Annotated in this window: 23 protein-coding genes; 16 read left to right on the top strand and 7 right to left on the bottom strand. The window is 72.3% G+C overall.

Annotation, left to right across the window (positions count from 1 at the left end):
* The first annotated feature begins 66 nt into the window (after window positions 1–66).
* The 3 genes from NOSIN_RS10375 to NOSIN_RS10365 all read left to right on the top strand — a co-directional run bounded on the left by NOSIN_RS10375 (window position 67) and on the right by NOSIN_RS10365 (window position 2,586).
* Entirely contained in the window at window positions 67–918 is an 852-nt protein-coding gene (locus NOSIN_RS10375; protein WP_236743341.1) for an HAD family hydrolase, read from the top strand.
* On the top strand, window positions 915–1,481 hold the full coding sequence (locus NOSIN_RS10370; RefSeq protein WP_077690534.1) for a DUF2165 family protein: 567 nt from the start codon (window positions 915–917) through the stop codon (window positions 1,479–1,481). The genes NOSIN_RS10375 and NOSIN_RS10370 overlap by 4 nt, the downstream gene beginning before the upstream one ends.
* A gap of 97 nt (window positions 1,482–1,578) precedes the next feature.
* Window positions 1,579–2,586 carry a 3-oxoacyl-ACP synthase III family protein gene (locus NOSIN_RS10365; protein WP_077690533.1) on the top strand — a complete coding sequence of 336 codons (1,008 nt, stop codon included), beginning with the start codon at window positions 1,579–1,581 and terminating at the stop codon, window positions 2,584–2,586.
* Between the two features lie 78 nt (window positions 2,587–2,664).
* On the opposite strand, the gene paaK is transcribed toward NOSIN_RS10365, so the two are convergent.
* Window positions 2,665–4,017 (bottom strand): phenylacetate--CoA ligase PaaK, encoded by a 1,353-nt coding sequence (paaK, locus tag NOSIN_RS10360; protein ID WP_077690532.1) that lies wholly within the window; start codon window positions 4,015–4,017, stop codon window positions 2,665–2,667.
* Window positions 4,018–4,259: 242 nt separating this feature from the next.
* Between paaK and NOSIN_RS10355 the strand changes: the two genes are divergently transcribed.
* The 10 genes from NOSIN_RS10355 to paaI all read left to right on the top strand — a co-directional run bounded on the left by NOSIN_RS10355 (window position 4,260) and on the right by paaI (window position 12,444).
* On the top strand, window positions 4,260–5,495 hold the full coding sequence (locus NOSIN_RS10355; RefSeq protein WP_077690531.1) for a thiolase family protein: 1,236 nt from the start codon (window positions 4,260–4,262) through the stop codon (window positions 5,493–5,495).
* Window positions 5,492–6,265 carry an enoyl-CoA hydratase/isomerase family protein gene (locus NOSIN_RS10350; RefSeq protein ID WP_077690530.1) on the top strand — a complete coding sequence of 258 codons (774 nt, stop codon included), beginning with the start codon at window positions 5,492–5,494 and terminating at the stop codon, window positions 6,263–6,265. The genes NOSIN_RS10355 and NOSIN_RS10350 overlap by 4 nt, the downstream gene beginning before the upstream one ends.
* Window positions 6,262–7,152, top strand: coding sequence for a 3-hydroxyacyl-CoA dehydrogenase family protein (locus NOSIN_RS10345; protein ID WP_077690529.1), 891 nt, complete (start codon window positions 6,262–6,264; stop codon window positions 7,150–7,152). The genes NOSIN_RS10350 and NOSIN_RS10345 overlap by 4 nt, the downstream gene beginning before the upstream one ends.
* A 4-nt stretch (window positions 7,153–7,156) precedes the next feature.
* Window positions 7,157–7,969, top strand: coding sequence for an enoyl-CoA hydratase/isomerase family protein (locus NOSIN_RS10340; protein WP_077690528.1), 813 nt, complete (start codon window positions 7,157–7,159; stop codon window positions 7,967–7,969).
* A 100-nt stretch (window positions 7,970–8,069) separates the two neighbouring features.
* Window positions 8,070–9,041, top strand: a complete 972-nt coding sequence (gene paaA, locus NOSIN_RS10335; protein ID WP_077690527.1) for a 1,2-phenylacetyl-CoA epoxidase subunit PaaA — start codon at window positions 8,070–8,072, stop codon at window positions 9,039–9,041.
* The gene (gene paaB / locus NOSIN_RS10330) at window positions 9,038–9,358 is read left to right on the top strand and encodes a 1,2-phenylacetyl-CoA epoxidase subunit PaaB (protein WP_077690526.1); all 321 of its coding nucleotides are present in this window, start codon (window positions 9,038–9,040) and stop codon (window positions 9,356–9,358) included. Before paaA ends, paaB begins: the two co-directional genes overlap by 4 nt.
* 182 nt (window positions 9,359–9,540) lie before the next feature.
* Entirely contained in the window at window positions 9,541–10,419 is an 879-nt protein-coding gene (paaC, locus tag NOSIN_RS10325) for a 1,2-phenylacetyl-CoA epoxidase subunit PaaC (protein ID WP_077690525.1), read from the top strand.
* Window positions 10,413–10,934, top strand: coding sequence for a 1,2-phenylacetyl-CoA epoxidase subunit PaaD (gene paaD / locus NOSIN_RS10320; protein WP_077690524.1), 522 nt, complete (start codon window positions 10,413–10,415; stop codon window positions 10,932–10,934). Before paaC ends, paaD begins: the two co-directional genes overlap by 7 nt.
* A gap of 2 nt (window positions 10,935–10,936) precedes the next feature.
* Complete coding sequence (gene paaE, locus NOSIN_RS10315) at window positions 10,937–12,040, top strand: 1,2-phenylacetyl-CoA epoxidase subunit PaaE (RefSeq protein WP_077690523.1); 1,104 nt, start codon at window positions 10,937–10,939, stop codon at window positions 12,038–12,040.
* Entirely contained in the window at window positions 12,037–12,444 is a 408-nt protein-coding gene (gene paaI / locus NOSIN_RS10310) for a hydroxyphenylacetyl-CoA thioesterase PaaI (RefSeq protein ID WP_077690522.1), read from the top strand. The genes paaE and paaI overlap by 4 nt, the downstream gene beginning before the upstream one ends.
* A gap of 165 nt (window positions 12,445–12,609) precedes the next feature.
* Here the strand turns inward: paaI and yjfF are convergent, their stop codons facing one another.
* The 4 genes from yjfF to NOSIN_RS10290 form a co-directional block, all read right to left on the bottom strand.
* On the bottom strand, window positions 12,610–13,602 hold the full coding sequence (gene yjfF, locus NOSIN_RS10305; protein WP_077690521.1) for a galactofuranose ABC transporter, permease protein YjfF: 993 nt from the start codon (window positions 13,600–13,602) through the stop codon (window positions 12,610–12,612).
* On the bottom strand, window positions 13,599–14,606 hold the full coding sequence (locus NOSIN_RS10300; protein ID WP_077690520.1) for an ABC transporter permease: 1,008 nt from the start codon (window positions 14,604–14,606) through the stop codon (window positions 13,599–13,601). The genes yjfF and NOSIN_RS10300 overlap by 4 nt, the downstream gene beginning before the upstream one ends.
* Window positions 14,603–16,150: a sugar ABC transporter ATP-binding protein gene (locus tag NOSIN_RS10295; RefSeq protein ID WP_077690519.1), complete on the bottom strand. Its 1,548-nt coding sequence runs from the start codon at window positions 16,148–16,150 to the stop codon at window positions 14,603–14,605. Before NOSIN_RS10295 ends, NOSIN_RS10300 begins: the two co-directional genes overlap by 4 nt.
* A gap of 66 nt (window positions 16,151–16,216) precedes the next feature.
* Window positions 16,217–17,173 (bottom strand): ABC transporter substrate-binding protein, encoded by a 957-nt coding sequence (locus NOSIN_RS10290; RefSeq protein WP_077690518.1) that lies wholly within the window; start codon window positions 17,171–17,173, stop codon window positions 16,217–16,219.
* Between the two features lie 605 nt (window positions 17,174–17,778).
* Between NOSIN_RS10290 and NOSIN_RS10285 the strand changes: the two genes are divergently transcribed.
* Together NOSIN_RS10285 and NOSIN_RS10280 are read left to right on the top strand one after the other, a co-directional pair.
* Window positions 17,779–19,923, top strand: coding sequence for a LamG domain-containing protein (locus tag NOSIN_RS10285; RefSeq protein WP_077690517.1), 2,145 nt, complete (start codon window positions 17,779–17,781; stop codon window positions 19,921–19,923).
* Between the two features lie 238 nt (window positions 19,924–20,161).
* A complete protein-coding gene (locus NOSIN_RS10280; protein WP_077690516.1) occupies window positions 20,162–22,444 on the top strand; it encodes a serine/threonine-protein kinase in 2,283 nt (760 codons plus the stop codon).
* A 110-nt stretch (window positions 22,445–22,554) separates the two neighbouring features.
* On the opposite strand, the gene NOSIN_RS10275 is transcribed toward NOSIN_RS10280, so the two are convergent.
* Window positions 22,555–23,763 (bottom strand): MFS transporter, encoded by a 1,209-nt coding sequence (locus tag NOSIN_RS10275; protein ID WP_077690515.1) that lies wholly within the window; start codon window positions 23,761–23,763, stop codon window positions 22,555–22,557.
* A 287-nt stretch (window positions 23,764–24,050) separates the two neighbouring features.
* Between NOSIN_RS10275 and NOSIN_RS10270 the strand changes: the two genes are divergently transcribed.
* Entirely contained in the window at window positions 24,051–24,800 is a 750-nt protein-coding gene (locus tag NOSIN_RS10270; RefSeq protein ID WP_077690514.1) for an RNA-guided endonuclease InsQ/TnpB family protein, read from the top strand.
* 283 nt (window positions 24,801–25,083) lie between these two features.
* Here the strand turns inward: NOSIN_RS10270 and NOSIN_RS10265 are convergent, their stop codons facing one another.
* The gene (locus tag NOSIN_RS10265; RefSeq protein ID WP_171986655.1) at window positions 25,084–26,064 is read right to left on the bottom strand and encodes a LacI family DNA-binding transcriptional regulator; all 981 of its coding nucleotides are present in this window, start codon (window positions 26,062–26,064) and stop codon (window positions 25,084–25,086) included.
* Window positions 26,065–26,083: the final 19 nt, after the last annotated feature.

The following is a 26,083-nucleotide window of genomic DNA, read 5'->3' as shown; positions in this document are numbered from 1 at the left end:
CAGACCCACCGGCCGCCCGGTGCGGCCGGTCCGCAGCCACCCGCGACATCCGGAGAGAGGAACGCAGTGTCGGAGAGCGAACGGCGGTACGGACCTCGTTACGGGGCCTTCTTCGACGTCGACGAGACCCTGATCTCAGGCAAGAGCATGTTCAGCTTCCTGGCCTTCTACCTGCGTGAACGGGACGAGCCGCCCTCGGTCTACGAGCGCATGGCGGCGGAACTGCGCAGACGGGCGCGAAAGGGCGCTCCCCGCGAGGCCGTCAACCGGGCCTACTACCGCTTCTACCGGGGGGAGCCCCGAGACAGGATCGCCGCGAGCGGAAGGCGCTGGTTCGCCGAGCGGGCCGCGGACCCGGACTTCTTCCACGCCGGCGCCGTACGCGAACTCGACCGCCACCGCACCGCCGGGGCGGACGTCGTCCTCCTCTCCGGCTCCTTCTTCGCCTGCCTGGACCCGGTGGCCGAGGCGCTCGGAGCGACCGTGGCCCTGGGAAGCGAACCGCTGGTCCGCGGCGGTCTGCTCACCGGTGAGGTCGGGCGCACCATGATCGGGCGGGCCAAGGGGGAGGCGGCCGCGGAGTTCGCCGCCTCCCGGGGGCTCTCCCTGCCGGACAGCCACGGCTACGGGGACCACATCAGTGATCTCGCGCTGCTGGAGGCGGTCGGGCACCCGCATGTCGTCGAAGGCGATCCGGCCCTTCGGGAACACGCCATCGCGCGCGGATGGCCCGTGCTCGACGCCCCCTCGCCGTCACCGCGCGCCCGCGGCGGCGCACGGTCCACGCGACGCACCGGTCGGCACGGGGACGAGTGCTGCTGCGGCTGCGCCCTCGCGAGCTGGTCGGCGGGGACCGACACCCACACCCACACCGCTTCGGAGCCTGCCGGGCGGCCCACGGAGACAGGAGTTCGATGATGGTACAGACAAGGCGAGCGTCCAGGACCGGACCCCGGTCCGCGCGTGAGGACGCGACGGGACTGCTCTACCCGCAGACGCTGGTCCTTGGCGGTATGGCCGCCTGGTTGAGCCTGATCATGTTCAACAACATCACCGACAGCGGAACCAACATCACCCTCATCGGGCAGGTCCTGACGATGGAGGGGATCATCGCCGACCCGGACCGCGGCAACGGGCTCGTCGGGCGGGCGCTCCCCGGGAGCCTGGCCGCGCCCGCGCTCTACGCGGTGATCGCCTACCAGGCGCTCAGCGTGCTGCTGCTGTGGACGGCGACCGTGACGCACACGCGCCTGCTGCTCGGACGGGGAGACGGAACCCGTGCGACCTTCCTGGGCAACATCGCGCTCTGCTCCCTGGCGGGGCTGGCACTGATGTTCCTCGTGGGCGGGCTGTGGTTCGGGTACTGGATCGCGCTGCCCCCGGTCCAGCAGGTGCACTTCACCCTGCTCATCATCGCGATCGGCGCGATGGTCCTGATCAACATGCCCCGCACCGTCCGACCCGCCGACGGCGTGACCTGACCGCTCCGGGAAGGCGCGGCCGGGCCGCCGTCCGGCCCGGCCGCACCTGAGCCCCCTCGGCGCCGAGCAGCATCGACCACAACGAAGCGGAGAGCACATGGAAGACACCAAGGTCCGGGAGTCCGTGCCGATCGGAGTGATCGGCACCGGCTCCCGGTTACCCGAGAGACAGGTCGGCAACACCGAGGTGGGCGCTCCCGCGGGCGTCGACGACGCGTGGATCGTCCGCAAGACCGGGATCCGCCACCGCAGGTGGGCCGACCCCGGAGAGGCGACGTCCGACCTGGCCGCGGACGCGGGGCGCGCCGCGCTGGAGCGGGCCGGGATCAGCCCGGCCGACCTGTCCTTCGTCGTCGTCGCCACCTCCACCCCGGACTCGCCCCAGCCGCCCACGGCGACCGCCGTCGCGGAGATGGTCGGCGCCACACCGGACACGGCGGCGTTCGACCTCAACGCGGTGTGCAGCGGGTTCGTCTTCGCGCTGTCGGTGGTGCAGCGGGCACTCAGCGCGTCCGGGGGCGGCTACGCCCTGGTGATCGGAGCGGACGTGTACTCCCGCATACTCGACCCGGCCGACCGCAGGACCGTGGTCCTGTTCGGCGACGGCGCGGGAGCGGCGGTCCTCGGCCCGGTGCCCCGGGGGCGGGGACTGCTGGCCACCCGGCTCAGCAGTTCGGGAGCCCACCGCGACCTCATCCGGGTGCCGGCGGGCGGGAGCCGCAGACCGGCCAGCGAGGCGACCCTCGCCGGGGGAGAGCACTACTTCAGGATGGACGGCCGCGGTGTGCGCGACTTCGTCAGCGAGCACGTTCCGCCCGCCGTCCGCGCGTTCCTGAAGGACTCCGGGGTGGGGGAGGCCGACATCGCCCACCTGGTCCCGCACCAGGCCAACGGGCACATGGTCGACGGTCTCGCGCGGGGCCTGGGGCTGCCCGTGGCACGGGTGCACACGACCGTTCGCGAGTACGGCAACACAGGAGCCGCCTCCATCCCCGTCACCCTGGACGCGGCCGTCCGCTCGGGGGCCGTGCACCCCGGTGACACCGTCCTGCTGACGGGGTTCGGCGGCGGGATGGCCAGCGGTTTCGCGCTCATGCGCTGGTGACCCGCCCGCGTACACGGCACGGCCGCCGCGGGGTCCTCCCACCCGCCCCGCGGCGGCCGCGCGCTGTCGGCGTTCCCGCTACTCCTTGGGGCGCTGGTCGACGATGCGGCGGAACTTGCCCACCGAGCGCTCGATCTGTTCGGGGTCGACCACGTCCACGGTCACGCTCACGCCCACCTTGTCCTTGACCGTGGCGACGATCTCCCTGCTCAGGGCCACACGGCGCTCGGGGGTGCAGTCCGGTGCGGCCTCGATGCGCACGGCCATGCGATCCAGGCGGCCCTCCTTGGTGAGCACCAGCTGGAAGTGCGGGGCGAGCCCGTCCAGGCCCAGGACGATCTCCTCGATCTGGGTGGGGAAGACGTTGACGCCGCGCAGGATGATCATGTCGTCGCTGCGGCCGGTGACCTTGTCCATCCGCCGCATGGGGCGGGCGGTGCCCGGGCGCAGCGTGGTCAGGTCGCGGGTGCGGTAGCGGATGACGGGCATGGCCTGCTTGGTCAGCGAGGTGAAGACCAGTTCCCCGTTCGAGCCGTCGGGCAGCACGTCCTGGGTGAGGGGGTCGAGCACCTCGGGGTAGAAGTGGTCCTCCCACACGTGCAGGCCGTCCTTGGTCTCCACGCACTCGTTGGCCACGCCCGGGCCCATGACCTCCGACAGTCCGTAGATGTCCACGGCGTGGATGTCGAAGCGCTCCTCGATCTCGGTGCGCATCTTCTCGGTCCAGGGCTCGGCGCCGAAGACACCGACCTTGAGAGAGGTGCTACGCGGGTCGATTCCCTGATGCTCGAACTCGTCCAGCAGTGTCAGCATGTAGCTGGGGGTGATCATGATGACGTCGGGCTCGAAGTCCTGGATGAGCTGGACCTGCTTGGCGGTCTGGCCCCCGGAGGCGGGGATGACCGTGCAGCCCAGTCTCTCGGCGCCGTAGTGGGCGCCCAGGCCGCCGGTGAAGAGGCCGTACCCGTAGGAGACGTGCACCTTGTGGCCGGCGCGGCCGCCCGAGGCGCGGATGGAGCGGGCCACGACCTCGGCCCAGACGTCGATGTCCTCGCGGGTGTAGCCGACGACGGTGGGGCGGCCCGTGGTCCCGCTGGAGGCGTGGATGCGGCTGACCCTCTCCTGGGGGACGGCGAACATCCCGAAGGGGTAGTTGTCGCGCAGGTCGGCCTTGGTGGTGTGCGGGAAGTGGCGCAGGTCCTCGAGCTCCCTGAGGTCCTCGGGCCGCACCCCGGCCTCGTCGAACTTCTTCCGGTACAGGGGCACGTTGGCGTAGGCGTGCTCCAGGGTCCATCGGAGGCGCTTGAGCTGCAGGGCGCGCAGTTCGTCGACACTCATGCGCTCGGCCGGGTCCAGGAGTTCGGGCGAGGGGGCCTGCCCCAGGCGGGGGGCCGTGCCGGCCGTCCGCACGGTGGTGTCGTGGCTTGCCATGGGCCTCTCCATGTACTGTGCGCGAGACCCGCCGACAGCGGTCCTGGGGGAGGCGGGCGGGCGTGTGCGCGGGTCGCGGGTGGGTGCGGTCCGTCGAGGAGCGGACCGGCTTGCTTACTGACCGAACGTTCGGTTACTAATGCATTAACGCAGTCTCCGGACAGCGGTGTCAAGGACGAAGTGTCGATGATTTCACAGGTGGCGGTGGCCCGGACCACCGTCGTTAACATGGGAGGCCGCACGTGAACGAGGTCTACTTGGTCGACGGGGTGCGAACCCCCCAGGGCCGCTACGGCGGTGCCCTGGCAGCAGTGCGCCCCGACGACCTGGCCGCCACGGCCGTGGCCGAGGTGGTCCGCCGTGCGGGCGTTCCCGGCGACGTCGTGGACGAGGTCATCCTCGGCGCGGCCAACCAGGCCGGTGAGGACAACCGCAACGTGGCCCGCATGGCGGTGCTGCTGGCCGGGCTCGACCCGAGCGTTCCCGGCTACACCGTCAACCGGCTGTGCGCCAGCGGCCTGACCGCCGTGTCCTCGGCCGCCCAGGCCATCCGCTCGGGCGAGGTCGACGTGGTGGTCGCGGGTGGCGTGGAGTCCATGACCCGCGCCCCCTGGGTGATGGCCAAGCCCGGCACCCCCTGGGCCAAGCCGGGCGAGGTCGCCGACACCTCCCTGGGATGGCGCTTCACCAACCCGCGTTTCGCGAAGGCCGACGCCCAGGCTCCGGCCGACGCCTCCCCCGACGAGCTGCGCTACACCCTGTCGATGGGGGAGACGGCCGAGGAGGTCGCGCGCCTGGAGGGCCTCACCCGGCAGGAGTGCGACGCCTTCGCCCTGCGCAGCCACGAGCGCGCGGTCGCGGCCGCCGAGGCGGGCCGCTTCGACGCCGAGACCGTCCCGGTCACCGTGCACGGCCGCAAGGGCCGGACCCACGAGGTCACCGCCGACGAGGGCCCGCGCCCGGACTCGACCATGGAGAGCCTGGGCAGGCTGCGCCCGGTCTTTCGCGAGGGCGGCATCGTCACCGCGGGCAACTCCTCCTCGCTCTCCGACGGCGCCTCGGCCCTGGTGCTGGCCAGCGCCGAGGCCGTGCGCCGCCACGGCCTGACCCCCCGCGCCCGCGTGGTGGCCTCCGCCTCGGCGGGTGTGGCCCCGCAGGTCATGGGCCTGGGACCCGTCCCGGCCACCCGCAAGGTGCTCGACCGCGCGGGGTGGGACCTGGACGGGATCGGCGCCGTGGAGCTCAACGAGGCCTTCGCCGCCCAGTCCCTGGCAGTGATGCGCCGGCTCAAGCTGGACGAGGCCCGCGTCAACGCCGACGGCGGCGCCATCGCGCTGGGCCACCCGCTGGGCAGCTCGGGTGCGCGCATCCTGGTCACGCTGCTCAACCGCATGGAGCGCGAGGACGCCGCCCGGGGCCTGGCCACCCTGTGCGTGGGCGTCGGACAGGGCACCGCGCTTCTGGTGGAGCGCCCGTGACCGGGTACCCCGACGCCGAACACCGCGACACCGAAGAGTTCACCACGCTGAACGTCGACTGGCGCGAGGACCGCGTGGTGGTGGAACTGCACCGCCCCGAGGCACGCAACGCCATCAACGGACGGATGATCGCCGAACTGCACCGGGTGTGCGAGCGGATCGAGGCCGCCCCCAGGCCGCTGCTGCTCACCGGACACGGCACCGTGTTCGCGGGCGGTGCCGACATCTCCGAGCTGCGCGAACGCGGCCGCGAGGAGGCGCTGGCCGGGATCAACAGCCGCCTGTTCGAACGCCTGCACCGCCTCCGGACGCCCACCGTGGCGGCCGTGGACGGCTACGCGCTGGGCGGCGGCGCCGAGCTGTCCTACGCCTGCGACATCCGCGTCGTCACCCCCACCGCCGTGTTCGCCCAGCCCGAGCCGGGCCTGGGCATCATCGCCGGAGCGGGCGCGTGCTGGCGGCTGCGGGAGCTGGTCGGGGCCTCGGTCGCCAAGCAGGTGCTGCTGGGCGGCTACCGCCTGGACGCCGAGGCCGCGCTGCGCCACGGCCTGGCCGCCGAGATCGTGCCCTCCGATGAGCTGCGCGAGCGCGCCCACGCCCTGATCGACCGCATGGCCGCCTCCTCCGCGCCGGCCCTGCGCATGACCAAGATGGTCCTGGACGCCGACGGCCCGCACCCGCTGGCCGACGACCTGGCCCAGGCGGTGCTGTTCGAGAGCGCCGACAAGCACGACCGGATGACCCGTTTCCTGGAGAGGAAGAAGCGTTGAGCCCCACCGAGCACGGCCCCGCCGAGCAGGGCGTTCCCGCCACCGTCGCCGTCATCGGCGGCGGCACGATGGGGGCCGGGATCGTCCAGCAGTTCCTCACCTGCGGTGCGGACGTGGTGCTGGTCGAGGCCACCGGCGAGGCGGCCGAGGCCGGTCGCGCCCGGGTGTCGGCCGACCTGGACAAGGCCGCCCGGCGCGGCAGGATCGACGCCGACCCCGCCTCCTACCTGGCCCGGCTGGGCACGGTCACCGACACCGCCGACATCCCCGCCGACGCGGGGCTGGTCGTGGAGGCCGTGCCGGAGAAGCCCGAACTGAAGATCGCGGTGCTCACCGCCGCCGAGGCCGCCGTCGGCGAGGACACCGTCCTGGCCTCCAACACCAGCTCGCTGTCGGTCGCCGAGCTGGCCGCCGCCCTCAAGCACCCCCGGCGCTTCCTGGGCACGCACTTCTTCAACCCGGTGCCCGCCTCCAAGCTCGTGGAGCTGGTGGTCGCCCCCGAGACCGACGACGGGGTCGTGGCGTCGGTGCGCAGCTGGGTCGGCGCCCTGGGCAAGACCGAGATCGTGGTCAGGGACGCCCCCGGGTTCGCCACCAGCCGCCTGGGTGTCACGCTGGGTCTGGAGGCCATCCGCATGGTGGAGGAGGGCGTCGCCTCGCCCGCCGACATCGACACCGCCATGGAGTTGGGCTACCGCCACCCCATGGGCCCGCTGCGCCTGACCGACCTGGTGGGGTTGGACGTGCGCCTGGCCATCGCCGAGTACCTGGCGGCCGAACTGGGGGACCGGTTCACCCCTCCGGAGCTGCTGCGACGTATGGTCGCCGAGGGAAGGCTGGGCCGCAAGAGCGGCCAGGGATTCCACACCTGGGACGAGGAGAGGTAGAGAGTTGAGCGAGGACACGGCGGCCGACCAGCGGGCCCCGAAGGCGGCGGAGTTCAGTGAGGCCGACGGGCTGGCCACGGTGCGGCTGAACACGCCCGGCCTGACCCGGCGGGTCAAGGAGGAGCTGCTGGACGCGCTGCGCCGGGCCGCGGAGTCCACCACCGCCCGCGCCGTGCTGCTGCTGGGCTCGGACAAGGCCTTCTGCGTGGGCCAGGACCTGGGCGAGCACGCGCGGATCCTGGAGGAGGAGCCGCAGGACGCCCTGGGCACCGTGCGCGAGCACTACAACCGCATCGTGCTGGCACTGGAGGACATCCAGGTGCCGGTCGTGGTCGGTATCGGCGGCGCGTGCGTGGGCGCGGGGCTGGGCTTCGCGCTGGCCGGCGACGTGCGCGTCGCGGCGCGCCGGGCCAAGTTCGGCACCGCCTTCACCGGGATCGGCCTTGCCTCGGACTCGGGGCTGGCCTACCGCCTGGTGACCGCTCTGGGACAGGCGCGTGCCATGGAGCTGATGCTGCTGAGCACGGTCTTCGGCGCCGAGCGCGCCCTGGAGCTGGGCCTGGTCACCGAGGTCGTGGACGACGACGCCTGGGCCGAGCGCGCCCGCGAGACGGCCCTGCAACTGGCGTCGGGCCCCACCGGCGCGTTCGTGGCGGCCAAGCGCGAGGTGCGCGCGGCGGCCCAGGGCGGTCGCGAGCTGCCCGAGCTCCTGGAGGAGGAGGCCGACCTGCAGAACCAGCTGGGGCAGACGGCCGACCACGTGGGTGCGGTCCGCGCCTTCCTGAACAAGGAGAAGCCGACCTTCACCGGCGGCTGAGCCGGTCCCCTCCTCCCCCGCCCGGGGACTTGCCCGTGCGGGGGATTCCGGGGATACTAATTACTGACCGAACGTTCGGTTATGAATGGGGAAGAAGCCAATGACCACGCAGACGGCCCAGGCGCCCCCCGGCGCCGACCTGGACCTGCAGGCGGAGTTCGACGCCAAGGTCGCAGCCGACCAGCGCGTCGAACCGCGCGACTGGATGCCCGAGGGCTACCGCAAGACGCTCGTGCGCCAGGTCTCCCAGCACGCGCACTCGGAGATCATCGGCATGCAGCCCGAGGGCGACTGGATCGCCTCCGCGCCCAGCCTGCGCCGCAAGGCCATCCTGCTGGCCAAGGTCCAGGACGAGGCGGGGCACGGCCTGTACCTGTACGCGGCCGCCGAGACCCTGGGCGTGGACCGCGCCGACCTGACCCAGCGCCTCATCGAGGGCCGCCAGAAGTACTCCTCGATCTTCAACTACCCCTCGCTGACCTTCGCCGACGTCGGCGTCATCGGCTGGCTCGTGGACGGCGCCGCCATCTGCAACCAGGTCCCGCTGTGCCGCAGCTCCTTCGGCCCCTACGCCCGCGCCATGGTGCGCATCTGCAAGGAGGAGTCCTTCCACCAGCGCCAGGGCTACGAGCTCCTCATGCGCATGATGGAGGGCACCGAGGACCAGCGCCGCATGGTCCAGGACTCCGTGGACCGCTGGTGGTGGCCGTCGCTGATGATGTTCGGCCCGCCCGACGCCGAGTCGCCCAACACCCAGCAGTCCATGGCCTGGCGCATCAAGCGCGACACCAACGACGACCTGCGCCAGAAGTTCGTCGACATGACCGTCCCCCAGGCCGAGAAGCTGGGCGTCACCCTGCCCGACCCCGAGCTGGCCTGGAACGGGGAGCGGGGCCACTACGACTTCGGCGAGCCCGACTGGACCGAGTTCAAACAGGTCATCTCCGGCGCCGGCCCCAAGAACGCCGAGCGCGTCGAGCGGCGCAGGGCCGCACACGAGAAGGGCGCGTGGGTCCGCGAGGCCGCCACCGCCTACGCCGACAAGCACAGCGCCAAGGAGGCCGCGGCATGAGCAAGGACACCGGCGGATCCGGCTCCGGGGCGGCACGTCCCGAGTGGCCGCTCTACGAGGTCTTCGTGCGCGGCAAGCGCGGCCTCAACCACGTCCACGTGGGCTCCCTGCACGCCCCGGACGACACCATGGCGCTGCACAACGCCCGCAACCTCTACACCCGCCGCAACGAGGGCGTGAGCATCTGGGTGGTGCGGGCCGAACACATCGCCGCCTCCAGCCCCGACGAGAAGGACCCCTTCTTCGCGCCCAGCGGTGACAAGGTCTACCGGCACCCGACGTTCTACCCCATCCCCGAGGACGTCCCGCACATCTAGGACATGTGCCATGGGCACCGCTCAGCCCCCCCCGGGGGGTGTGGTTCGGGCGCCGACGGGGTTCTGGAGGATCCGAAGGTTCCCGCCTTTGAGGCGTCTGAACACGGGGCGAAGCGGAGCGGAGCCCCAGAAGAACGCGGTGGTGGGACCAGCGCGAACACGAGGGACTAAGGAAACAACCCATGAGTGGCGACCACATCTATTCGGCCCTGAGCGAGGAGCACGGCGGCGACACCCGCTGGGCCTTCGGGACCGGCTTCACCGACGCCCTCGCCGGGGTGGACACCACCCTGCCCGAGGGGGTGGACGGCCAGGACCTGGCGCTGTACTGCCAGATGCTCGGCGACGACGCGCTCGTGCAGGCCCAGCGGCTCATCCACTGGGTCACCGACGCACCCGAGCTGGAGGAGGAGGTCGCGCTGGCCAACATCGCCCTGGACCTGCTCGGCCAGGCCCGCCTGCTGCTGGCCCGCGCCGGACAGGCCGACGGCACCGGACGCGACGAGGACGACTTCGCCTACCGGCGCGGCCCCGCCGAGTTCCGCAACGTCCGCCTGACCGAGATGCCCCGGGGTGACTTCGCCCGCGCGGTGGTCACCCTGCTGGTGCTCTCCAGCGCGCGCCTGGCCGTGTTCACCCGCCTGGCCGACAGCCGCGACCCCGTGCTCGCCGCCATCGCCGCCAAGGCCGTCAACGAACTCGCCTACCACCGCGAGTACGCCCTCTCCTGGACCCTGCGCCTGGGCGACGGCACCCCCTACTCGCACGAGCGCACGGCCGTCGCCGTCGCCGACGTGTGGCCGCTCACCGGAGAGCTGTTCGCCACCCACCCCGTGGAGGCCCGAGTGGCCGACCAGGGAGTGGGCGTGGACCCGGCCGCCACGCGCGAGGAGGTGCACGCCGTCCTGACCCAGGTGCTCACCACCGCGCGCCTGGACGCCCCCGCGCCCTTCCCCGAGGCGGCCGTGGCCGGACGCGAGGGCAGGCACACCGCAGAACTCGCCCCCCTGCTGGACGAACTCCAGAAGGTGGCCCGCGAACACCCGGAGGCGACATGGTGACCACGACTCGCGAGGAGGCCCGCGAGCGCGCCCGTGCGGCGGCCGCCGCGGTGACCGACCCCGAACTGCCCATGCTCACCCTGGCCGACCTGGGCATCCTGCGCCGGGTGGAGGCCGGGGCCGACGGCACCGCCGTGGTGTGGATCACCCCCACCTACTCGGGGTGCCCCGCCCTGGCCGAGATGCGCGCGGACGTGGACCGCGCCGTGCGCGCCGCCGGGTTCGACCGGGTGGAGGTGCGCACCGAGCTGTCCCCGCCCTGGACCACCGACTGGATCACCGAGGAGGGCAGGCGCAAACTCGCCGAACACGGCATATCCCCTCCCGGGAGCGCGCCCCCGCGCGCGGCCGGTCCCGTCCCGCTGACCCTGCTGCCCACCCGTACCGTCCCGCACTGCCCGCTGTGCGGGTCGGACCGGACCGAGGAGCTGTCCCGCTTCGGCGCGACCTCCTGCAAGTCACTGCACCGCTGCCGGTCCTGCCTCGAACCCTTCGAGCACGTCAAGGAGATCTGACCGTGACCACACCCGTCACCGAGACCGCGTCCGGGGCCGCGCGCCGCCGAGGCGCGTTCCACCGGCTGCGCGTGGCCGCCGTCGAGCGCCTGTGCGACGACGCCGTCGCCGTCACCTTCGACGTCCCCGACCACCTGGCCGAGGAGTTCGCGTTCGCCCCCGGGCAGTCGCTGACCCTGCGCCGCGAGGTGGACGGGGTGGAGGAGCGGCGCAGCTACTCCGTGTGCGCCCCCGTCGGCCAGGCCCCCCGCGTGGGCGTGCGCCTGGTCTCCGGCGGCCTGTTTTCCAGCTGGCTGGTCGACGAGGTCCGGCCGGGCGACGAGGTCGAGGTGGGCGCGCCCACCGGCCGCTTCGTCCCCGACCTGGGCACCGCCGCCCGCCACGTGATGGTCGCCGCCGGATCCGGGATCACCCCGGTGCTGTCCATGGCGTCCTCGCTGTTGCGCCGCACCGACTCCCACGTCACCCTGCTCTACGGCAACCGCCGCAGTGACACGGTGATGTTCGCCGACGAGATCGCCGACCTCAAGGACGCCTTCGGGGCGCGCTTCGAGCTGATCCACGTGCTCTCCCGGGAGCCGCGCGAGGCCGAGCTGTTCACCGGCCGCCTGGACGGCGCCAAGATGGAGGCGCTGCTGGACACCGTCGTGGCCGCCGACGCCGTGGACCACTGGTGGCTGTGCGGGCCCTACGGCATGGTCACCGACGCCCGGGAGGTGCTGGCCCGCCGGAACGTGCCCGGCGAGCGGGTGCACCAGGAGCTGTTCTTCGTGGAGGGCGCCGAGCCGCCGCCCCAGGCGCGCCACGAGGAGCCCGGGGTGGAGGGGCCCTCCAGCGAGGTCACCGTCGTCCTGGACGGGCGCACCACCACCCTGACCCTGCCGCGGGGGGTTCCCGTGCTGGACTCCGTGCAGCGCTACCGTCCCGACGCGCCCTTCGCCTGCAAGGGCGGGGTGTGCGGCACCTGCCGGGTCAGGGTCTGCGAGGGCGAGGTGCGGATGCGGCGCAACTACGCGCTCACCGACGCCGAGGTGGAGGCGGGGTACGCCCTGTCCTGCCAGTCGCTGCCCCAGACCGACACCGTGACCGTGGACTTCGACTCGTGAGCGGGCGCAACGAGGCCGCCTGGCGGATGTTCGAGGCCGACCGGGCGTCCAAGAACCTCGGAATGCGGCTGGTGGAGGCCACCGACGGCCTGGCGGTCGTGGAGATGACCGTGGGCCCCCTGATGGTCAACGGACACGGCATCGCCCACGGCGGGTTCGTGTTCACCCTGGCCGACACCGCGTTCGCGTGCGCGTGCAACGTGGACGGGCAGGGGGTGACGGTGGCCTCCGGGGCGGACGTGACGTTCGTGGCCGCGGCCCACGAGGGCGACCTGCTGGTGGCCACCGCCCGGGAGCGGACGCTGTTCGGCCGCAGCGGCCTGTACGACGTCACGGTGCGCCGGGGCGAGGAGGTCGTCGCCGAGTTCCGCGGGCGCAGCCGCACCCTGCCCCAACGCGGTTAGCGGCTGGCCGGATACGTTGCCGGTGTGACTGGAGTGCTCCCACTCCGGATGATCTTGCTCCTGGCGGCACTCTCGACCGCCGACGGTGCCACTGGGAGCAAGATCACCGCTGTCGGGCGCCCGACCGGTCCGACCCACGCGGGACGGGCCGGACCGGTGGGGCGGTCAGGCGGCCCTGCGCACCATGAGCCGCTGGCAGATGACGAAGGCCAGCAGCAGTGCCCCGATGAAGATCTTGGTCCACCAGGAGCTGAGGGTGCCCTCGAAGGAGATCAGGGTCTGCACGGTGCCGAGTACCAGCACACCGACCACGGAACCGGCGACGTAGCCCACCCCGCCGGTCAGCAGGGTCCCGCCGATCACCACCGCGGCGATCACGTCCAGCTCCATGCCGACCGCGTGCAGGCCGTAGCCGGAGAGCATGTACAGGCTGAACAGCAGGCCGCCCAGGGCCGAGCAGAACCCGCTCACCGCGTAGACCCCCACCCGGACCCGGCCGGTGGGCAGGCCCATCAGGCGGGCCGAGGACTCACTGCCGCCCACCGCGTACACCGTGCGCCCGAACCGGGTCAGGTGCAGGACGTACACCGCGACCAGGACCACGGCCAGGGCGATCAGGGTGCTGTAGGTCAGGGTCACCCCGTCCGCCAGTGAGATGGTCCCGGTCGCCAGGGACCGGAAGGCGGGGTCGGTGATGGAGATCGACTCGACGCTGATGAGGAAGCACAGCCCGCGGGCGAGGAACATGCCCGCGAGGGTGACGATGAAGGGCTGCACGTCGAAGAAGTGGATGACCAGCCCCATCAGCAGGCCGAGCGTGGTGCCCGTGGCGAGCACGGCCAGCACCGAGAGCAGCGGAGGCCATCCGGCCTCCAGCGTGGACGCGGCGATCATGGTGGACAGCGCCGCCACCGCGCCCACCGACAGGTCGATACCGCCGGTCAGGATCACGAAGGTCATACCCACCGCGAGCACGATGAGGAAGGCGTTGTCCACGAACAGGTTGACCAGGACCTGGGGCGAGCCGAAGTTGTCGTAGCGCACCAACCCGGTGCCGAAGACCAGCACGAACACCACGAACGTGGCGATGACCGGCAGGAAGCGCCGGGGTACGCGCTCGACACGGTCTCGCACGCGTCTGACGTCCAGGACGTTCATACGGCGCTCACCTCCGGGGTGCGGGTCCTGGCGGGTCCGGCCCTGCGGCGGGACCCGAACAACTCGGACGTGCGTGGGGACTGCAGCAGGCACACGGCGATCACCACGACCGCCTTGAACACCAGGATGGCGTCGGGCGGGACACCGATGCTGTAGACGGTGGTGGTCAGCGTCTGGATCACCAGGGCGCCCACCAGGGTTCCGGCGAGCGAGTACCGGCCGCCGGCCAGCGAGGTGCCGCCGATGACCACGGCCAGGATCGCGTCCATCTCGATCCACAGGCCCGCGTTGTTGGCGTCGGCGGCGTTGACGTTCGAGCTGATCATCAGGCCCGCCACCCCGGCGCACAGCCCGGCGAACACGTACACCGTCCAGACGATGGTGCGCGAGCTCACCCCGGCCAGCCGGCTGGCCCTCGGATTGGTGCCGACCGACTCCACGAGCATGCCCAGGGCGGTGCCCCGGGTCAGCGCGGCGACGGCCAGCAGCACGCTCAGGCTGATGAGGATCGCGATCGGCAGGACCAGGAAACCCGCGCCGATCTGGCGGTAGAGCGGGTCGTCCACGGTGATGATCTGGCCCTCGGTGATGAGCATCGCCCCGCCGCGCCCGGCGGTCATCAGCACCAGGGTCGCGATGATCGGCTGGATTCCCAGGACCGAGACGAGGAAGCCGTTCCACAGGCCGAGCAGGACGCACACGCACAGCGCCAGCAGCATGGCCGTGAGCGCGTCCCCGCCCGAGGCGATCCAGGTGCAGGCGATGGCGCCGGCGATCGCCGCGACCGCTCCCACCGACAGGTCGATGCCCCGGGTGGCGATCACCAGGGTCATCCCCACGGCGATGAGCAGGGTCGGCGCCCCGTTGCGGAGGATGCCGATGACACCGCCGTACAGGTGTCCGTCCTGGAGTTCGATCTCCAGGAACGAGGGGTTGAACACGGTGTTGACCACGAGCAGGACGACGAGGGCGGCGACCGGCCAGAAGAGGTGGTGCCGGATCACGAGGCCACCGCCGAGTCCTGGTCGCCGTGCGCGGCGATGGCGGACATCACCTTGTCCACGGTGACCCCGTCGCCGGCGAGCTCGGTCACCTTGCGCCGGTCGCGCAGGACCACCACCCGGTCGGACACACGGACCACCTCCTCCAGTTCGGCGCTGACGAACAGCACAGCCATGCCCTCGGCGGCCAGGTCGGCCACCACCTTCTGGATCTGGACCTTGGCGCCGACGTCGATGCCGCGCGTGGGCTCGTCGAGGATGAGCAGCCTGGGCCGGGTGATCAGCCAACGCGCCAGGAGGACCTTCTGCTGGTTGCCGCCGGAGAGGGCGCTCATGAGGGCGCCCGGATCGGCCGGGCGGATGTCGAGCTTCTCGATGTACTCGTTCACCAGCGCGTCGGCCACGCGGCGGGGGACCGGGCGCATCCACCCGCGTGCGGCCTGTAGGGCCAGAGTGAGGTTGTCGCGCACGGTCAGGTCCGCGACGACCCCCTCGGCCTTGCGGTCCTCCGAGCACAGGGCCACACCCCGGGCGATCATCGAGCGCGGGCCGCGGGGCCGGACGGTCCGGCCGTCGACGCCGAGCGTCCCGGTGCTCGCGCGGTCCGCCCCGAACAGCAGCCGGACCATCTCGGTGCGCCCGGAGCCGAGCAGACCGGCCAGGCCCACCACCTCGCCGGCGTGGATCTCCAGGTCGAACGGGGCGATCGCCCCCGCCCGGCCCAGCCCGCGCGCGGTCAGGACCGGAGCGGTGCCCGGGTCGCGTCCCCCGGAACGGCGCTCGACCTCCTCCAGGGTGCCCAGCTCGCGGCCGAGCATCACCGAGACCAGCTCCAGACGGCCGGTCCGGTCCGGCAGGTACTCACCGACCAGGGCGCCGTTGCGCAACACGGTCATCCGGTCGGCGATCTCGTACACCTGCTCCAGGAAGTGGGAGACGAACAGGATCGCCACCCCCTCGTCGCGCAGTACGCGCATGATCCGGAAGAGCTCGGCGACCTCGTCGGTGTCGAGGCTGGAGGTCGGCTCGTCCAGGACCAGGACCCGTGCGTCCACGGCCAGAGCCCGGGCGATGGCCACCAGTTGCTGTACGGCGATGGGATGGCTGCCCAGGGCGGAGCCGGGATCGATGGACAGGCCGATGCGGTCCAGCAGGCGTGCGGCCCGGGTCCGGCAGGCCCGCACGTCGATGGCGCCCAGGCGGCGCGGCTCGCGGCCCAGCAGGATGTTCTCCGCCACCGACAGGTTGGGGCAGAGGTTGACCTCCTGGTAGACGGTGCTGATCCCGGCGTTCTGGGCCCGCACGGGGGCGGTGAACTCCACGGGCTCGCCGTGCAGGCGGATCTCGCCCGAGGTCGGGCGGTGCACCCCGGTGAGGGCCTTGATCAGGGTGGACTTGCCCGCCCCGTTCTCGCCCATCAGGGCGTGCACCTCACCCGGGAACAGTTGGAAGTCGACGTCGGAGAGGGCCCGTACCCCCGGGAACTCGACGGTGATACCGCGCATGTCGACCACCGGATCGGCCGAACGCGCTGATGAATCGGTCATGGCCAGTGCTTTCGTCGTCGTGGACGGTCCCCGGCGCACCCGTTCGGGGCGCCGGGGGCGGAGGTTCTAGTACTGGCGGTCCGGGAGGGCGGCCTCGGCCTCCTCCTGGGTGAAGGTGGTCTCCTCCACCACCACGCGCTTGGGGACCTCCTCGCCCGCCACGACCTGCTCGGCGAGTTCCATCAGCTGGTCGCCCAGGAGCGGGTTGCACTCGACGATGAAGTTGATCTCGCCCGCGGCCAGGGCCTCCATGCCCGCCTCGACGGCGTCCACCGTGATGATCTGGATGTCCTCGCCTGGCTCCAGGCCGGCGGCGCGGATCGCCTCGATGGCTCCGAGCCCCATGTCGTCGTTGTGCGCGTAGACGACGTCGATGTCGTCGTGCGAGCGCAGGAAGGCCTCCATGACCTCCTTGCCGCCCGAGCGGGTGAAGTCGCCGGTCTGGGTGGCGATGACCTCGATGCCGGGGGAGCCGGCGATGGCCTCCTCGAAGCCCTCCTTGCGGTCGATGGCGGGCGCGGCGCCGGTGGTGCCCTGAAGCTCCACCACGTTCACCTCGCCCTCGGCGTTGTCGACCAGCCACTGCCCGGCCTTGCGGCCCTCCTCGACGAAGTCGGAGCCGAGGAAGGTCTCGTAGAGGGAGTCGTCGGCGGAGTCGATGGACCGGTCGGTGAGGATCACGGGGATGTCGGCGCGCTGGACCTCCAGCAGGACCGCGTCCCAACCGGTCTCCACGACCGGGCTGAAGGCGATGACGTCGACGTCCTGCTGGATGTAGGACCGGATGGCCCTGATCTGGTTCTCCTGCTTCTGCTGGGCGTCGGAGAACTGCAGTTCGACTCCGGCCTCCTCCGCGGCCTGCTGGATGGACTCGGTGTTGGCGGTTCGCCAGCCGCTCTCGGCGCCGACCTGGGAGAAACCCATGGTGATGGTTCCGTCGTCCGACCCGGACGAGTCGCCCGAGCCGCAGGCGGTCGCCGTCATCAGCACGAGCGCCATCGTGATCGTGGGGAGCTTCTTCATCGGGGGGTCCTCCATGTCGATCGTGACCCGCTGGATGGGGGGTGATCAGGGTCACGTGGTGATAATAGTGAGCGCTAACATTTTGCTCGTCAACTCCTTTGACGACACGATTCGACGTCACTGGCCCCTGATGGGGGGCGGCGTATGTTAACGCTAACCAAGATCCGTGGGCGGGAGTGGGGGACACGGAGGACCGAGGCGCGGCCCCGCACCGGGTGCCCCGCCCCCGCCGGCCCGCGCCGTCACGGGGAAGCGGGAACGCTTCCGGGCCACGGTGCGTCCCACCCTTCGTCACCCCCTGACGCGGGGGGTTTCCGTGCTGGACTCCGTGCAGCGCTACCGTCCCGACGCGCCCTTCGTCCGAAAGGGCGGGGTGTGCGGCACCTGCCGGGTCAGGATCCGTCGAGAACGGGCCCGGCCCCGTTCCGCGTTCGTGGAACCCGGTGTCCACAACCGGTCATCCGTGTTCAGGACGAGGTCACCATGGGTGCGCGTTTTTGGACGAAAAGAGAAACTTGTGACCTATGCGAACAAATAGATAGATTTTCCCATTCATATCCTGCCCGTCCACGAGACGGGAACCGACTAGGCAGGCGATCCCCCTCATGCGTCATCCCCTGACCCGTCCGACGGTGGCCGCGGCCGCAGCCGCACTGGTCGTGCCGCTTCTCTTCCCCTCCCCGGCACTCGCCGACGACAACCGTCCACCGGACCGGCCCGACACCGCAACGCTCACCGCGCGGGGCGAGTCGTGTTCCACGGACAAGCAGGCCCCCACCCTGCTCAACGACACCACGCTCACCCTGAGCGGCCTCTTCGCCGACCCCGACGCCGTCTCGGCGTCCCAGGAGGTCAAGGGCCAGTTCGAGTGGAGTCTGGACGGCGCCGACCAACCCCTCGGCACCGCGGAGTCTCCCTACACCTGGCAGCGTCCGGACGACACTCCCAGGTCCCGGTCGGCCAGCGCCAAGGACCTGCCCGAGGAGGTCCTGGTCAGCTACCGGGCGCGCGGCCACGACGGCCAGGCCGGGGGCGAGTGGTCCGACTGGTGCTGGATCGAGATCAGCACCAGCAAGCCCGAGGCGCCGCCGCGGGTGACCTCCGACGACTATCCCGACGACGACCGCTTCCACGGTGCTCCGCTACAGGCGGGTGACTTCACCTTCACCGGCAACGGGGTGGAGGACGCGGTGGCCTACTACTACAGCGTCGGCGGCGGCGCCTCGTGCACCACCCGGGTGAGCCCCGACGAGCCGGGCGGGCCGGTCACCGTCTCGATCACGCCGCAGAACGACGGTCCCCGGTCGATCCACGCCAGAAGCGTCGACGCCTACGGCAACTCCTCGGGCTGCGAGTTGGTGTACTCCTTCCTGGTCGCCCCGCTGTCCGATCCCGTCGCCTACTTCCGCCTCGACGAGGGCACGGGGACGAGCGCCTCGGACGTGATGGAACAGGACCGCGCCGCCACGGGAACCGGGGACATCGGTTGGACCCGGGGCCGAGTGGGGGAGTACCAGGGCAGCAGCTACCGACTGGAGGGAACGGCCGCGGACACCGCGGCCGGGCACCTGCGCACCGAAGCGGCGGTCGTCGACACCTCCTCCGTGTTCACCGTGTCGGCGTGGGTCCGCCTGGACGAGACCGGGACCGACGCCGTGGCCGTCTCCCAGGACGGTGAGCACCTCAGCGGTTTCCAGCTCGGCTACGACGCCTCCGACGGGGCCTGGGTGTTCCAGCAGGCCTCCCAGGACGTCTCAGGAGGCGGGTTCGACCATCGCGTGGTCTCGACCGCTCCCGTCCAGGCGGGCGTGTGGACCCAGCTGACCGGATGGTACGACCCGGCCGCAGGGGAGATCGCCCTGCACGTGGACGGCGTCCACCAGGGAAGTACCGACCGCGACTCGTCGTGGAACGCCGAGGGCCCCTTCGTCATCGGCGGCGGCCAGGACCAGGGCGCCTTCGCGCGGGGATGGCCGGGAGCGGTCGACGACGTGAAGGTGTGGAGCCGGCTCCTCCTCGACGAGGACTCGCGTCTCACCCTGACCGGAAGGTCGGAGGTGTGGGAGACCGCCAGCCGGCCCCTCGCGCTGGAGGGGCTGTGGCGGCTGGACGAGAGCGGTGGTGAAGCCGCCACGGACTCCTCCGACCACGGTCTCGACGCGACGCTGCACGGCGACCCCGCCACGGCGTGGAACGGAGCGCTCAACGACTGGCTCTTCACACACGCGGTCCTCCTCGACGGAGCCGAGCAGGAGCACCTGCGCACGGACGGAGCGGCCGTGCGCACCGACCGCAGCTTCACCGCCTCGGCGTGGGTGCGGCTGGACGACGGCGGCGCCGACGCCGTCGCGCTCTCCCAGAGCGGTGAGCACACCAGCGGTTTCGCCCTGGGCTACGACGCCGAACAGGGGAAGTGGGCCTTCGAGGTGGCCGCTGAGGACGCCGAGGGCGGTGAGGTCCACCGTGCCCTCTCCTCCACCCGGGCGGAGACGGGGGAGTGGACTCACCTGGCCGGCTCCTACGACCACACCGACGGCACTCTCACCCTCTACGTCGACACTTTTCCGGAGGAAAGCGTGACGCGGGAGGGGACCTGGCACTCCGGCGGAGACGTGGTCATCGGCGCGGCCGGGCACACCGGCGGGGTCGACCGCTCCTGGACGGGTGCCCTTGGCACGGTCTACCTCCTCCAGGGAGCAGCGACCGAGTCCGACGTCATCGCCGTCATCCACGACTTCCTGCCAAGGTGACGGTGGGGACCAGGACACCGTGTGAGCACGGGCGCCCCGAACGTGGGGCACGTCCGGTTCCCTGATCCTGTGGCCGGTGCGGGGCCGCGTCCGTCGAGAACGGGCCCGGCCCCGTCCCGTGCGCCCCCGAAGGCGCCGCCCCTCCCGGCCCGCGCCGTCACGGGGAAGCGGGAACGCTTCCGGGCCACGGTGCGTCCCACCCTTCGTCATCCCCTGACGAACGAGTGCGAAGGCCCCCATGAGCATCACTCCATCCCCCGGCCCTCCTCCAGCACACCCACTGCCAGCGGGACTCGAACCCCTGGAGAAGGGCGACCCGGAGCGGCTGGGCCCCTACCGGCTCGTGGGCAGGATCGGCGCGGGCGGCATGGGCGCCGTCTACGGCGGGCTCGACGGGGGCGGGCGGTGCGTGGCCGTCAAGACCGTGCACGCCAGGTTCGCGCGCAAGCGTGCCTACCGTGAGGCGTTCGCCCGCGAGGTGGACATGCTCTCCCGCGCCCGGGGAGTGAGCACCGCGCACCTGCACGCCGCCGACGTCACCGCCCGCGTGCCCTGGCTGGCCTTCGACTACGTCCCCGGCCGGGACCTGCGCTCCCACGTGCGCGAGTTCGGCCCCCTGGAGGGGGAGATGCTGCGCGCGTTCGCGGCGGGCACCGCCGAGGGCCTGGCCGCGCTGCACGCGGCCGGGATCGCGCACCGCGACGTCAAACCGGGCAACGTCATCCTCTCCCCGGACGGCCCCAAGATCGTCGACTTCGGTATCGCCACCACCATCGGCGCCCGGCGTGCCACCGACCGGGGCGCCTCCTACGGCACCCCCGGCTGGGTGGCGCCCGAACGCTACGCCGGGGCGAGCGCCGCGCCGGCCGCCGACGTGTTCGCCTGGGGCGCCCTGGTGGCGCTCGCGGCCACCGGCCGCGACCCCTTCGGCCACGGCACCCCCGAGGAGCTGCGCCGACGGGTCAGTGCCGGAGACCACGACGTGGAGGGCGTCCCGGAGGACCTGCGCACCCTGGTGGAGGGCGCCCTGTCCACCGACCCCGGCCGACGGCCGAGCGCGGTGGACCTCATGCGCGCCCTGCTGCCCCCGCCGGCCGGGGCCGGCGCGGACGGCCGCGGCCGCGCGGTCCCGGCCGCCGAGGTCCTGCGCGCCCTGCTGCGCGACTACTGGCGCGGTGTCGACGCCGCCGGACACGATCCCGTCCGGTGGGCGGCGGCCGCGGGCATGGTCTCCGCGGCCGGAATCGCCGGAGGCGTGCTCGGCGGCGCGGGAACCGGAACGGGCACGGGGGTGGGCGCGGGGGCGGGCACGGCAGCGGGCTCGGTCGGGGGAACGGCCGCGGGTTCGGGCGGCGCGGCGGGCCTGGCCACCGGGACCGGCACCACCACGGCCGGCGCCACGGGCGGCACCCTCAGCGCGATCGTGGGCTCCAAGGCGGCGATCGCCGGTGCGGGCGTGCTGGTCACCGCGGGAGCGGTCACCGGCGGATACGTCGTCTACGACCAGGTCGGCACCGCTCCGGCCGAGGCGGTCACCGCCGCCGCGACCACCCTGGAGGAGGGCGGCGGGTTCGTGGTCGAGGTCGAGCGCCGCTTCACCGACGCACACGCCGAGGAGGTCGCCGCGCGGACGGGGCGGCTCGTCGAGGCGGTGCTGGAGGAGAGCCGGGCCGCCGTCGAGTACCGCTACGCGGCCGACCAGGACACCTTCCTCGCGCGTGGAGAGGTGATGGGACAGGGCTCCGTCGCGGCGGCCGGCAGGGACGGGCGGCTGTACGTGTACGGGTCCGCGCTGGAGGAGAGCGAGGCCTCCCAGCCGGTCACCCCCGCGTGGGAGGCCACCGCCGATGACCTCGGCCCCCACCTGGTCACCGGGCCCCTGCGTGAGATGGCCGGGTCCGGGGACCTGGAGGAGGACGCCGGGGACGGAACGGACGGCCGGGTCTACACCGGCTCGCTCACCGCGCGGCTGGTGGTGGACGGCGAGGTGGTCGAGGAGGCCGCGCGGGGCCTGGTCGAGGTCGACGCCGAGGGCGCACCGGTGCGCATGGAGTACACCGGCGAGCTCTGGCGGGTCGAGGCCGACTTCACCGGGGCGGGCGGCTCCGTGGAGGTGGTCGACCCCCAACAGGGGCCCGAGCTCGGAGGCGAGCGTCTGGAGGTCCTCCACGCGCCCGCCTGCGGCGAGGTGGAGCTCTACGAACGCGTCTGGCAGGTGCGCGCGGACGCCTGGGAGATGACCTGTGACCGCGCCATGGAGGTGGCGGAGCTGGTGGGAACCGAGAACGAGCGGGTGGAGACCCCCATCGGATACGCCGGAACCGGCGCGGTCACCTACCTCGTGGACCGCGAGATCGCGTGCACGGGGGTGAGGGACTTCGTTCCGGGGCTGTCGGGAGCGAGTTCCCCCTGGTCCCTGGTCCACTGCACGCCCGCGTCCTCCCTCGGTGAGACGGACCTGGGATGGGAGGAGTTCGAGTTCGGGCCCTCCACACTCATCCGATTCGTCCAGGCGGGGTAGCCGCGCGACCGCGAGGGCGCCCGGCCGGCACCGCCGCCGGGACGCCCCTCGCCGGGCGTTCGCGCCCGTCGGGGAGGAGCCTCTCCCCGACGGGCGCGCATCGGAACGGTTCACGACAGGGTGCTGTACTCCGGGGCCTCGGCCTCGGACGCCCGCGCGCTCGGGCCCCGCTCCCGTCCCGGACGGTCCAGCAGGCCCGCCACCACCGCGATGCCCAGGCCCACCACGGCCAGCACCGCGCCGATGGCGGCCGGGGAGGAGTACCCCAGGCCGGCGCCGATCCCGACACCGCCCAGCCACGCCCCGGCGGCGTTGGCCAGGTTGAACGCCGAGTGGTTGGAGGTCGCGGCCATGGTCGGCGCCTGGGCGGCCTTGTTCATCACCAGGACCTGGAGCGGGGTGGCCACACCGAACCCCACCGCGCCCAGGACCAGCACCGTCACCGCGGCCGTCCAGGGGTTGTGCACGGTCACCGTGAACACCACCAGGACCACGGCCAGGGAGGCGAGCGCCCCGTAGATCGTGGGACGCAGCGCGCGGTCGGCCAGAGGGCCGATCACCAGTGAGCCGAGCGTCATGCCGGTCCCGAACAGGGCCAGGACGACGGGAACGCCGGAGGCGGACATGCCCGCCAGCTCGGTCATCATCGGCGAGACGTAGCTGTAGACGGCGAAGACCCCGGCGAACCCGAAGACCGCCGTGACCAGGCCGAGGACGACCTGGGAGCGGCCCAGCTCGCGGACCTCGTGGCGCAGGCCCGTCCCGGGCGGCGAGGGCTGGCGCGGCACGAAGGCCGCGATACCGGCCATCGCGAGCAGGGCGATGCCGACCACGACCAGGAACGCCGCGCGCCAGCCCATCGCCTGCCCCAGGAACGTGCCCGCGGGCACACCGACGATGTTGGCCACGGTCAGGCCCAGGAACATCCGCGAGACCCCCGTCGCCCGACGCCCCGGACCGGCGATGTGCGCCGCGACCAGCGACCCCACCCCCAGGTAGGCGCCGTGGGGCAGCCCGGCCAGGACCCGTGAGGCGAACACGGACCCGAAGGACGGGGCCAGGACGGTGGCGAGGTTGCCCGCGAGGAAGAGCCCCATGAAGACGAGCAGGACCGTCTTGCGTGGCAGCCGCGTGCTCAGCGCGGTGAGCAGGGGAGCGCCGACCACGACGCCCAGGGCGTAGGCGGAGATGAGGTATCCGGCGGTCGGAACCGGGACGCCGAGGTCGGTGGCGACCTCGGGCAGCAGCCCCATGATGACGAATTCGGTGGTGCCGATGGCGAACGCGCCGACGGCGAGGGCGAGCAGGGCCAAAGGCATGGGCGGGTCCCCTTCGAAGGTGGGCCGGGGGCGCGTGTGCCGGGCGCCGTGAGCGGGTCGGCGGCCCGGGAGGTCCGGATCACGGGATGCCGGACGACAGCGGAGGGTGATTTAGCACGTGCTAACTCCAGTGTCGGGCCTACCCGGGGCGAAGCCAACCGTCTCTGCGTGTGATCTGCCTCCTTTGCGGCGCAGACCTCGTTCTTCGGGTCGGGGATAGCCGCTCCCATCGGAATGTCGTAGGCCACCGCTAGGTTCGGTGCCCGCTGGAAGGAGGTGGTGACACCGTGTTGACGGGGTTTCGGTACCGGCTCGCGCCCACCGGCGAGCAGGCCGGGTTGTGCCAGGTCTACGGCGATATCTGTCGGGCGGTGTGGAACACCGGCCTTCACCAGCGCCGTGAGGCCGTGCGCCGGTGGCAGCGCGGCCAGGACCTGCCGTTCTGCGGTTACCACCTCCAGGCCCGCCAGCTCGCCGAGGCCAAGACCGAGGAGGAGTGGTTGAAGGCCGCCCCCTCGCACATCCTGCAACAGACCCTCAGGGACCTGGACCGGGCGTGCCGGGACCATGGCACGTTCAATGTGCGCTGGCGTGCCAAGGGCCGGTGGAAGCCCTCCTTCCGCTTCCCCGCCGGAGCACGCGTCATCGTGCAACGCCTGGGCCGCAAGTGGGGGCGCCTGAAGCTGCCCAAGCTGGGATGGGTGCGGTTCCGCTGGTCGCGCTCGGCGAAGGGCACCGTCGACGCCCCGGGCACTCATGTGCGGCAGAAGGCGGGGTTGAACCGGGCGATCCTGGCCCGGGGGTGGCACGGCTTCAAGCTCGCCTGCCAAAACGCCGCCCGCCGAAGCGCAACCAGAATCGTGGAGGTCAACCCCGCGTACACGTCCCAGACCTGTCATCCGTGCGGGCATGTCGCGTCGGAGAACCGAGAGAGCCCATCGGTGTTCCGGTGCGGCGCGTGCGGGTACAGGGCGCATGCGGACGTGAACGCGGCCCGAAACACTCGTGCGCGCGGATGGACTAGCCCTTCGGGGTGAACCGTGCCAGCCTGCGGAGACCTCTGGGGTGCCATGACGGTGAAGCAGGAACCAGTGCGCGCTGTGAGGCGCGTAGCGCCACCGGGCCGCCAGGCCTGGTCGGAATCCTCTTCCTTCAGGAAGAGGAGGAAGTCAACTGTCTCCCGGTGCCGGTGGTGCCTGCCCCTCAGCGCGGGGGAGCGGCCGGAGGAGGAACGCGTCCGACAGGGCGAACCGGGACCTCCGTGGGGGGAGACGGCCTTGGTACCAAGGGGCCGAGGGCGCCGGGCCGCGTCCGGGCCCCTCAGCGCGGGGGAGCGGTGCTGTCCCGCACGGTGAGGGAGGGCTCCAGCAGCAGGTGGCGGCTGCGGGTGCGGCCCCCGTCGAGCCGCTCGGCCGCCGAGCGTACCGCCAGCCGCGCCATGTGCTCGGCGTCCTGGCGCACCGACGTCAGCCGCAGGAAGGACAGCTGTGCGGTCCGGCTGTCGTCGTACCCCACCACCGACACGTCCCCGGGCACGCTCACCCCGGCGCGGACCAGGGTCGCCACGAGCCCGAACGCGCACAGGTCGTTGGCCGCGACCACGGCGGTGGGCAGGGAGTCCCGGGCCAGGAGGCGTCGGGCCGCCCGTGCGCCCGCCTCCTCGGAGTAGTCGCCGGACAGGACCTCGACACGGTCGCCCAGACCGTGCCCGCGCATGGTCTCGGCGTAGCCCCGCACGCGTTCGTCGGCGCCCGGCAGACCGCCTCCGTCGACGTGGACGATCGCGCGGTGCCCCAGCCCGACCAGGTGCTCGACGGCCTGGCGGACGCCGACGGCGTCGGCGGTGCGCACGCTGTCGGTGCCCTCCGCGCCGGTGCGCTGGCCGATCTCCACCACGGGGACCCGCTCGGCCACCCGGGCCAGGTCCGCGGGCGCCTCGGCGGACAGGCCGATCAGGAGCAGCGCCTCGCAGCGCAGCCCCATCAGTTCGCCGATCGCCTCGCGTTCGCTGCGGGTGCTGGCCATCGCGCTCAGCACCACGCCGTACCCCAGTTCGGCGGTGGCCGGATAGAGCGCCTCGACCAGGTGGGCGTCCATGGGGTACCCCATGCCGAAGAGCACGCCGACCTGCCTGCTGCGCGCCCGGCGCAGCAGCCGCGCGGCCGTGTCCGCCTGGTAGCCGAGTTCCTCGGCTGCCCGCAGGACCCGTTCGCGGGTCCGCGCGCTCGGGCCGGGGCGCTCGCCCAGCACCAGTGAGACGAGCTGGCGGGAGACACCCACGCGCGCGGCCACGTCGGCCATCGTCGGGTGCCGTGCGGAC

The organism is Nocardiopsis sinuspersici (assembly GCF_001998325.1).
Lineage (GTDB): Bacteria > Actinomycetota > Actinomycetes > Streptosporangiales > Streptosporangiaceae > Nocardiopsis > Nocardiopsis sinuspersici.
The sequence above is the reverse complement of the archived record's forward strand: the minus strand, read 5'-3'. Positions and strand labels throughout refer to the sequence as shown.